This is a genomic window from Nocardia sp. NPDC058497 (assembly GCF_042720195.1).
Classification (GTDB): Bacteria; Actinomycetota; Actinomycetes; order Mycobacteriales; family Mycobacteriaceae; genus Nocardia.
Map to the genome: position 1 here is coordinate 1 of NZ_JBHXMY010000248.1, position 8312 is coordinate 8312.

Here is an 8312-nt window from a genome sequence, read left to right on the forward strand (position 1 = left end):
CGGGGGGGGGGCGCGCCGCCCCCCCCGCCCCCCCCCCCCCGTCCGGCGGTCAGGATTCGGCGGCCACCGCGTCGGCGGACTCGCGCATGGCCTCGACATTGTGCTGCTGGATCTGCACAACCACCCCGTCGGGATCGGTGACCCGCAGGCTGCGGCCGAAGTCCTCGTCGTGCAGCGACGGAGTGTAGCCGTCGCGGGTGAGGCGTTCGGCGATGTCCTCGAGCGGCTCGTCGGTGACCAGGTTCAGCTCCGTGGTGCCCGGTGGGCGGCCCTTGGACACCGCGGCGTCGTGGATGCCGAGCGCGCCGGAGCCCGCTTCGAGATGCGCCCACACCGGGACGCTGAGCTCGGGACGGAACGTCAGGCCGAGACCGGTGTAGAACGCGCGAGTGGCTTCGACATCGGCGACGTAGCGGATGGGCAGAACGGTCAGCATGTGTTTACTCCTTCGTATGTCGGACTGACCACAGCATCGGTGCGGGAGCGCGGTGTCGGCCGCTAAGGTCTGGAAAGGTTTTCCGAATCCGACACCGGGCGGTCTGCAGCGATGGAATCCGTCGACCTCGACGTACTCGACCGGCGCCTGATCCACGCGCTGCAGATCGATGGGCGGGCACCCTTCCGGCGCATGGCCGACGTGCTCGGCGTCTCCGAGCGCACGGTCGCGCGGCGCTATCAGCGGCTTCGATCGCATCTGGTGCTGCGGGTCGTCGGCCGGGTGGACAGCGCCAGGGCCGGTCTGGTCGACACGGTGGTACTGATCCGCTGCGCGCCCGGCGCCGACGAGCAGCTCGCCGCGGCACTGGCCCGCCGACCCGATACCTCCTGGGTGGCGCTGCTGGCGGGTGGGGCTCAGCTGACCTGCATGTTCGCCACGTCGGCGGGGGTCGACCTGACCGCGGGGCTGGCGCGATTGCCCGGTGTGCGCGATCTGACGGTGAGCACGATCCTGCGTTTCGTCGCCGGCACCGACGGCTGGGCGGGTCGTACGAGCGCGCTCACCGCCGAAGAACAGGCGGCCCTGGATCCACCGCGTCCGGAATCGCCTGTGCTGCTTATGGAGTGGACCGAGCGGGACGCCGACCTGGCCGCTGAGCTGGCCGCTGACGGGCGTACCGAACTACACCGGCTCGCCGCGGCCACCGGCTGGTCGGAACCAACGGTGCGGCGCAGGCTCGCCACCTGGCGTGCGGCCGGGGTGCTCGACTTCGAAGTCGAGATCGACCCCGCGCTGTTCGGCTACCGCGAGGAGGCGTTGGTATGGCTCGAAGTGGCGCCCGCAGGTCTGGCCGACGTGCTCGCCGTGCTGCGTGGGCATCCCGGCGTCGCGTTCGCGGCGACGACGACCGGCCCATGGTCGGTGTTCGCGATCGTGGAGCTGTCGGCGGTCGGGGATCTGCACGACTTCGTCAGCGGCGACCTCGCCGCACTGCCCGCTATCACTCGCATCGACACCGCGCTGACCCGGCGTCGTGCCAAACGTGCTGGGCCGCTGGCTATTACGCCTCGGATCTCGGGGCCGAACCGTTCGCGATGAGTCGGACCTCCACGTGGCAGGCGCTGAGCTCAGCCGGCACTCGCGTGCTTGCTGCTGGTGCTACCGAGGCGGATGATCGCGGGTTTCGGGCGAAACCTTGTCGCGCGGATCACAGGGGGACGCGTGCGCGGAAATTCGTCGGGGCGTCATCGGTGCAGCACGTGGGTTTCACCTCGGGCTGACACCGTTGGTGCATGAACGCAGAACTGATCGTCTCCGTTTCTGGTATCCGGGATACCACTCGTGACGCCGCGATCGAGTTCGCCGCGGACATGGACAGGCGCGCGGTACGCCTGTCGCTGCTGGTCGCCCCGAGGTTGAAGGGCAAGTACCGGCTGCTCGACGATCCGGCGACACAGTCATGGCTGCGTGGCAGGCGCCTGGAAGGCGACGCGATCGTGCTGCACGGTTACGACCAGGCCGCCACCAAGAGCCGCCGCGCCGAGTTCGCCACCCTGCCCCGGCACGAGGCGACGCTGCGCCTGAAGGCGGCCGATCGGGTCATGGAACAGGTGGAGCTGCGCACCAGGCTGTTCGCCGCGCCGCGCTGGGACGCCTCGGCGGGCGCGCTGGCCGCACTGCCCGAGGTGGGTTTCCGGCTGGCGCTCGGACTGACCACGATGCTGGATCTGGAACGTGATGTGGCGCAACGAGCCAGGGTGTACGGGATCGGCGAGGGATTGCGCGCCGAACCATGGTGGTGCCGGGCGCTGGTGCTGGGTGCCGCGCGCACGGCGCGCCGTGGTGGGGTACTGCGACTGGCGGTCTCGGCGGCGCAGTTGCAGCGTTCCGGCCCGCGCCAGGCGATGCTCGACGCGGTGGACCTGGCGCTCTATCACGGTGCGCGCAGCGACGTCTATCGCTGGGAACCGTTCACCGCCGCGAAGGCTGCCTGACCGGTCGCCGTCGCGCGCACCGGCGATAACGCGCGCGGCGGTGGCCCCTGCCGCGACGCCTGACCCTCTGGTCCGAGGGCGCAATACCAGGTGTTAGCTCTACCTGGGTTCTGCAAACGATTCCGTTGCGTATGCACTGGACGAAGTGAGGCGTGATGACCGAAACTCCCGATGTGGCCGCGCTGCGCGGCAAGGTATCCGGGCTGATGGGTCAGGCGAAAAAGGATCTGGCCGAGCTGGTTTCGTTCAAATCCGTCGCCGACCCGCGTCAGTTCCCGCCGGAAGGGTGTGCGCAGACGGCGCGGTGGGTGGCCGACGCCTTCGCCGCGGCCGGGCTGACCGAGGTCGGCCTGCACGAGACACCGGACGGCAGCTTGGCGGTCATCGGGCACAAGCCGGGCCCGCCGGGAACGCCGACGGTGCTGCTGTACTGCCACTACGACGTGCAACCGCCGCTCGACGACGCCGCGTGGAATACCCCGGTGTGGACGCTGACCGACAAGGACGGCCGCTGGTACGGGCGCGGCGCCGCCGACTGCAAAGGCAATATCGTCACCCACCTGACGGCACTGCGCGCGATCGGGCCGGACTTCCCGCTCGGCATCAAGGTGGTGTCGGAAGGGTCGGAGGAGCAGGGGACCGGTGGGCTGGAGAAGTTCGTCGCCGACAATCCCGAGCTGCTGAGCGCCGATGTCATCCTGGTCGCCGACTGTGGCAATTTCGCGGTGGGCGTGCCGACCTTCACCCAGACCCTGCGCGGGAACGTGAATGTCGTCGTCACCGTGACGACGCTCGCGGGTCCGATGCACTCGGGCATGTTCGGCGGCCCGGCGCCGGACGCGCTCGCCGCCATGATCCACCTGCTGTCGTCGCTGCGTGACGCCGAGGGCAACACCACCATCGACGGTCTCACCGACAACCAGAAGTGGACCGGCGTGCAATACCCGGTCGAGGACTTCCGGGCCGACGCGGGCGTGCTCGATGGCGTCGACCTGCTGGGCAGCGGCACCGTCTCGGACATGGTGTGGGCCCGGCCCGCACTGACGGTGCTCGGCATGGACGTGCCCGCCGTCGTCGGGTCGTCGGCGGCGATCCAGCCCAGCACCCGGGCCAGGCTCAACCTGCGCATTCCGCCGGGCACCGAGCCCAAGCAGGCCCTCGACCTGCTCGAGAAGCACCTGCGCGCGCATGTCCCGTGGAACGCCCAGCTCGATATCGAGGTCGAGGCGCTCGGCGAACCGTTCGTCGCCGCCGAGCACGGGCCGGCGCGCACGGCGCTCGAGCAGGCGATGGCGACCTCCTACGGCCGCCACGTGACCACCGAGGGCCAGGGCGGCTCGATCCCGCTGTGCAATGTCTTCGCCGACACCTACCCGAAGGCCGAGATCATGCTGATCGGCGTGGAAGAACCGAAATGCCTGATCCACGCGCCCAACGAGAGCGTCGACCCGAGCGAGATCGAACACATGGCGCTGGCCGAGGCGCTGTTCCTGAGCAGCTATCGCTGATTCAGAACTGCGCCTGATCCTCCGGCTGGATCGCCCTGAACTCGGTGCCCGCCGGGGCCATCTCGTTCAGCCTGCCGAAATAGATGCCCTGTGCCGCCGGCTCGATGATCCCGAAGTGGATCGGGACGGCGGTGCGGGGATTCACCGCGCGCAGGTAGTCGACGGTGTCCCAGATCCGCATCCAGGGGGCGACGGCCGGGATGGCGAGCACGCCGACCGGGACCGGCGGCACCCACAGCGAGTCGCCGGGGTGGACCAGCTGGGCCGGGTCGGCCGCGGTGCCGAGCTGGAAGACCGTGTTGTCGATCACCGGGATGTCCGGGTGGATCACCGCGTGGCGCCCGCCACCACCGGTGATCTGCAGCTCACCGATATCGAGCACCTGACCGGCCGAGACCGGCTCCCAGCCCTCGCTGCGGCGCTGGGCGGTCTGCGGGTCCGACAGCAGGCGGGCGGTCGGATTGGCCTCGATCAGCGCCTCGATCCGGTTCGGGTCGATGTGGTCGGGATGCTGGTGGGTCACCGCGATCGCGTCCAGTCCGGTGATGCCCTCGAAACCGTGCGCGAACGTGCCTGGATCGAACAGCACCTTCACGCCGCGCAGTTCCACGAGGATGCAGGAATGACCGAAGTGGGCGATACGCATATGCCGATGCTAAGCCGCCACGACCCCGGAACGCGGGCACGACGGCCGGGTCAACTAGGATTTCTGAGGTAACCCCCCACACCACATGAGGAGCAACGCGTGGCACGAGTCGTGGTCGAGGTCATGCCGAAGGCCGAGATCCTGGACCCCCAGGGGCAGGCCGTGGTCGGCGCGCTCCCGCGTCTGGGATTCGCCGGAATCTCGGATGTGCGGCAGGGCAAGCGATTCGAGCTCGAGGTGGACGAGAGTGTCTCCGACGCCGAGCTCGAGCAGATCGCCGAGGCGCTGCTCGCCAACACCGTGATCGAGGACTGGAAGGTCGTTCGGGTCTCATGAGGGAGCGCAGCGAGCTCACAACAGGCACAGCCGCCTTCGCGGTCGTGCCGGAGCCGAGCGGCAGCGAGGCGGAGGCATGAGCGCACGCATCGGCGTAATTACTTTTCCCGGCACGCTCGACGATGTCGACGCTGCCCGCGCGGTGAAGCTGGCCGGTGCCGAGGCCGTGAGCCTGTGGCACGCCGACGCCGACATCAAGGGCGTCGACGCGGTCATCGTGCCCGGTGGCTTCTCCTACGGCGACTACCTGCGCTGCGGCGCCATCGCCCGGTTCGCGCCGGTGATGGGCGAGGTCGTGCGCGCGGCCGGTCAGGGCCTGCCGGTCCTGGGCATCTGCAACGGCTTCCAGGTGCTGTGCGAGGCCGGGCTGCTGCCCGGCGCGCTGACCCGCAACGAGGGCCTGCACTTCATCTGCCGCGACGAGTGGCTGCAGGTCGACGCGACGAACACCGCGTGGACCTCCCGCTACGAGCAGGGCGCGCAGATCCTCGTCCCGCTGAAGTCGGGCGAGGGCCGCTACCAGGCCTCGCAGAAGGTGCTCGACGAGCTCGAGGGCGAAGGCCGCGTGGTGTTCCGCTACGCGGGCGACAACCCGAACGGCTCGCAGCGCGGGATCGCGGGCATCTCCTCGGCCAACGGCCGGGTAGTCGGCCTGATGCCGCACCCCGAACACGCCACCGAGGCGCTGACCGGTCCGAGCGACGACGGCCTCGGCATGTTCTTCTCGGTCATCGACAGCCTGATCAGCGCCTGAGTTTCCGACGCAGAACCGACGCCCCGACCTCCCCGCGAGGCCGGGGCGTTGTCGGTTGCTAGGGCAGTCGGTCCAGGATGTCGAAGTCGACGCCGTCGGCTCGGGCGAGGTGGGCCGGGCCGACGGCTTGATTGCCGAGGAAGCCGTTGCGGGTGGACGGCCCGTCCAGGACGATGCCGGTGGCGAGGCGGCCCGCGATGGTGGGGACGTCCAGGGTGCCGACCGTGTCGGCCAGCGTGCGCAGCAGGTGGACCGCTTCGTAGGTGGAGTTGCTGAACGTGGTCAGCGCGGGGGCGAAGGCGCCCTGGTGTTTGCGGTAGCGGGCACGGCGATCACGGCCGTCGGCGGTGCGCTCGTCGACGAAGAAGCTCGACGCCACATACAGGTTGGCGTTGGCGGCGGGGCCCGCGCTCAGGAGGACATTCTCGTCGACCGCGGGGCTCAGGCGCGGCATGATCGCGGGCAGGCCAGTCGCGGTGAACTGTCGGTTGAAGCGCGCGGTGTCGGCGCCGACCATCAGGATCAGCACCGCGTCGGCGCGTAGCAGGGCGGGACTGTCCAGGAACGCGTGGAAATCGGTGGTGCCGAGCGGGACGTACTGCTCGAGCACGATATCGGCCGGTGACGGCAGCGCGCGGCGCAGCGCGTTGACCGTCTGACGCGGCCAGATGTAGTCGTTGCCGATCACCGCCCACCTGCGCACGCCCAGTTCGCGCGCCATCCACGCGACGGCGGGCACGGTCTGGTGATCGGGATGCTCACCCACCAGCAGGACGCCGGGGCGTTCGTCGGGCAGGCCCTCGTGATCGGTCGCGTACAGGTAGGGGACGCGGCCGTCGACGGCGTCGGCGACCGCGCGGCGCACGGCCGAGGTGTGCCAGCCGGTGATCGCGCCGACCATCCCGGTCGCCAGGAATGCCTCGACCTCGGTGGCCACTTCGTACGGTGAGCGGCCGCCGTCGATGGTCGTCAGCCGAATTTCGCGGCCGAGAATTCCTGTCCCGCTATTGATTTCATCGACAGCGAGGGAAATGGCCGCGGTACACGACGGAGCGATGATCCCACCGGGGCCCTGAGTGGGCACGATCGAGAGAATCTCGATCGTCTCGTCCCGACTCTCGTCGAACGTGGGCATTCTGTACTCTATCGCTCGAGTGCGAACAGGTTCGTTCGAATGAATGTGTCGGCAGGTGGGAATGCAATCGGTGTCCATCATAAGTGGGTGTTCCACGCTGCACGGCGCGCTGCGCTCGGCGGAGCGTAACTGGGTTCGTCAGCTCGAATCGGCGCTGTCTGCCGACAATCTCACGGCCGATCACTGGGCGATTCTGTCGCAGTTGTCGACCGACGAGGGCTTGACCATGTCGGAGCTGGCCGCGGCCGCGCGCCTGGCGCCGTCCTCGGCCACCCGGCACGCCGACCATCTCGCCGAACGCGGCCTGATCTTCCGGGTCGCCGCGACGGATGACCGCAGGCGGATCCTGATCGGGCTGAGCAATCTCGGCGCGAAGCTGGTCGGGCGGATCCGGGCGGAGGAACAGCAGGCAGAGGACGACCTGCGGGCCCGGCTCGGTACGCGGCGCTACAGCGAATTGGTTGCCGCGCTGTCGGTCATCGCCGAGTTGTAATTCTGGAGCGCCGGCGGCCGGGTCGTGCGGGGCCGGGTTGATCGGGAGCTTCAGCACCTAGGATCGCGGATGTGCCTGTATCCCTGACTGCGGCCACCGCGAGTGGCCTGTGCGCCTTCATCGATGCTTCGCCGTCGCCGTTCCATGTGTGTGCGACGGTCGCCGCCGAACTCGCGGCCAACGGGTTCACGCCGTTGGCCGAGGCGCGGGCGTGGGAGGGCGTCGGCGGGAAACACTATGTGGTGCGCGGTGGTTCGCTGATCGCGTGGGCCGACTTCGACGCGGCGCCCGCCGATCCGTTCCGGGTGGTCGGGGCGCACACCGACAGCCCGAATCTGCGGGTGAAGCAGCACCCCGACCTGGCGACGGCCGGATGGCAGCTGGTCGGGCTCGAGCCCTACGGCGGCGCGTGGCTGAATTCGTGGCTGGACCGGGAGCTCGGGATCTCCGGTCGGCTGAGCGTGCGCGACGGTGCGCGGATGAGCGACGTCCTGGTCCGCGTCGACGAGCCGATTCTGCGGGTGCCGCAGCTGGCGATCCACCTGTCCGAGGACCGGCGCGGGGTGACCCTCGACCCGCAGCGGCACGTGAACGCGATCTGGGGGATCGGTGATTCGCCCGCCTCGTTCCTGGATTTCGTGGCCGAGCGGGCCGGGGTCGACGGCGCCGACGTCCTCGGCTGGGAATTGATGACCCATGATCTCGCACCGAGCACGCTGGTCGGGCGCGACAACGATCTGGTGAGCGCACCGCGGCTCGACAACCAGGGCACTTGCTACGCCGGGCTGCAGGCATTCCTCGCCGCCGTCGACGAGCCGGGCGCCGCGACGCCGGTGCTGGTGATGTTCGACCACGAGGAGGTCGGCAGCCAATCCGATCGGGGCGCGCAGTCGGATCTGCTGCCCGCCGTGCTAGAGCGCATCGTGCTGGCCCGCGGTGGTGGGCGAGCGGATTACCTTGCCGCGCTTGCCGGTTCGGTGGTCGCCTCCGGTGACATGGCGCACGCC

General features: G+C 69.5%; 10 protein-coding genes. 7 read left to right on the forward strand and 3 right to left on the reverse strand.

Features of this window, described 5'->3' with window-relative positions; translation table 11 throughout:
* Positions 1–49: 49 nt before the first annotated feature.
* Complete coding sequence (locus ACFWPJ_RS17795; protein WP_378852620.1) at positions 50–436, reverse strand: VOC family protein; 387 nt, start codon at positions 434–436, stop codon at positions 50–52.
* 111 nt (positions 437–547) lie between these two features.
* Here ACFWPJ_RS17795 and ACFWPJ_RS17800 point away from each other — a divergent pair, with 111 nt between their 5' ends.
* The 3 genes from ACFWPJ_RS17800 (at position 548) to ACFWPJ_RS17810 (ending at position 3941) form a co-directional block, all read left to right on the forward strand.
* Positions 548–1537 carry an Lrp/AsnC family transcriptional regulator gene (locus ACFWPJ_RS17800; protein WP_378852622.1) on the forward strand — a complete coding sequence of 330 codons (990 nt, stop codon included), beginning with the start codon at positions 548–550 and terminating at the stop codon, positions 1535–1537.
* A 194-nt stretch (positions 1538–1731) separates the two neighbouring features.
* Entirely contained in the window at positions 1732–2433 is a 702-nt protein-coding gene (locus ACFWPJ_RS17805; RefSeq protein WP_378852624.1) for a DUF2334 domain-containing protein, read from the forward strand.
* Positions 2434–2588: 155 nt separating this feature from the next.
* Complete coding sequence (locus ACFWPJ_RS17810; protein WP_378852626.1) at positions 2589–3941, forward strand: dipeptidase; 1353 nt, start codon at positions 2589–2591, stop codon at positions 3939–3941.
* Position 3942: 1 nt separating this feature from the next.
* Here the strand turns inward: ACFWPJ_RS17810 and ACFWPJ_RS17815 are convergent, their stop codons facing one another.
* Positions 3943–4587 carry an MBL fold metallo-hydrolase gene (locus tag ACFWPJ_RS17815; RefSeq protein ID WP_378852628.1) on the reverse strand — a complete coding sequence of 215 codons (645 nt, stop codon included), beginning with the start codon at positions 4585–4587 and terminating at the stop codon, positions 3943–3945.
* 99 nt (positions 4588–4686) lie between these two features.
* Here ACFWPJ_RS17815 and purS point away from each other — a divergent pair, with 99 nt between their 5' ends.
* Together purS and purQ are read left to right on the forward strand one after the other, a co-directional pair.
* Positions 4687–4923: a phosphoribosylformylglycinamidine synthase subunit PurS gene (gene purS, locus ACFWPJ_RS17820; protein ID WP_022565847.1), complete on the forward strand. Its 237-nt coding sequence runs from the start codon at positions 4687–4689 to the stop codon at positions 4921–4923.
* Between the two features lie 76 nt (positions 4924–4999).
* Positions 5000–5677, forward strand: a complete 678-nt coding sequence (gene purQ, locus ACFWPJ_RS17825; RefSeq protein WP_378852630.1) for a phosphoribosylformylglycinamidine synthase subunit PurQ — start codon at positions 5000–5002, stop codon at positions 5675–5677.
* Between the two features lie 58 nt (positions 5678–5735).
* Here the strand turns inward: purQ and ACFWPJ_RS17830 are convergent, their stop codons facing one another.
* Entirely contained in the window at positions 5736–6812 is a 1077-nt protein-coding gene (locus ACFWPJ_RS17830) for a substrate-binding domain-containing protein (protein WP_378852632.1), read from the reverse strand.
* A gap of 61 nt (positions 6813–6873) precedes the next feature.
* Between ACFWPJ_RS17830 and ACFWPJ_RS17835 the strand changes: the two genes are divergently transcribed.
* On the forward strand, positions 6874–7305 hold the full coding sequence (locus ACFWPJ_RS17835) for a MarR family winged helix-turn-helix transcriptional regulator (RefSeq protein ID WP_378852634.1): 432 nt from the start codon (positions 6874–6876) through the stop codon (positions 7303–7305).
* A 71-nt stretch (positions 7306–7376) separates the two neighbouring features.
* Positions 7377–8312: M18 family aminopeptidase (locus ACFWPJ_RS17840; protein WP_378852636.1), on the forward strand; the 936-nt coding region annotated here is incomplete at its 3' end.

What these genes read in the sequence shown, in the direction of transcription:
- ACFWPJ_RS17795 (WP_378852620.1), bottom strand. Translation starts at nt 436, where the DNA reads ATGCTGACCGTTCTGCCCATCCGCTACGTCGCCGATGTCGAAGCCACT.
- ACFWPJ_RS17800 (WP_378852622.1), top strand. Translation starts at nt 548, where the DNA reads ATGGAATCCGTCGACCTCGACGTACTCGACCGGCGCCTGATCCACGCG.
- ACFWPJ_RS17805 (WP_378852624.1), top strand. Translation starts at nt 1,732, where the DNA reads ATGAACGCAGAACTGATCGTCTCCGTTTCTGGTATCCGGGATACCACT.
- ACFWPJ_RS17810 (WP_378852626.1), top strand. Translation starts at nt 2,589, where the DNA reads ATGACCGAAACTCCCGATGTGGCCGCGCTGCGCGGCAAGGTATCCGGG.
- ACFWPJ_RS17815 (WP_378852628.1), bottom strand. Translation starts at nt 4,587, where the DNA reads ATGCGTATCGCCCACTTCGGTCATTCCTGCATCCTCGTGGAACTGCGC.
- purQ (WP_378852630.1), top strand. Translation starts at nt 5,000, where the DNA reads ATGAGCGCACGCATCGGCGTAATTACTTTTCCCGGCACGCTCGACGAT.
- ACFWPJ_RS17830 (WP_378852632.1), bottom strand. Translation starts at nt 6,812, where the DNA reads ATGCCCACGTTCGACGAGAGTCGGGACGAGACGATCGAGATTCTCTCG.
- ACFWPJ_RS17835 (WP_378852634.1), top strand. Translation starts at nt 6,874, where the DNA reads ATGCAATCGGTGTCCATCATAAGTGGGTGTTCCACGCTGCACGGCGCG.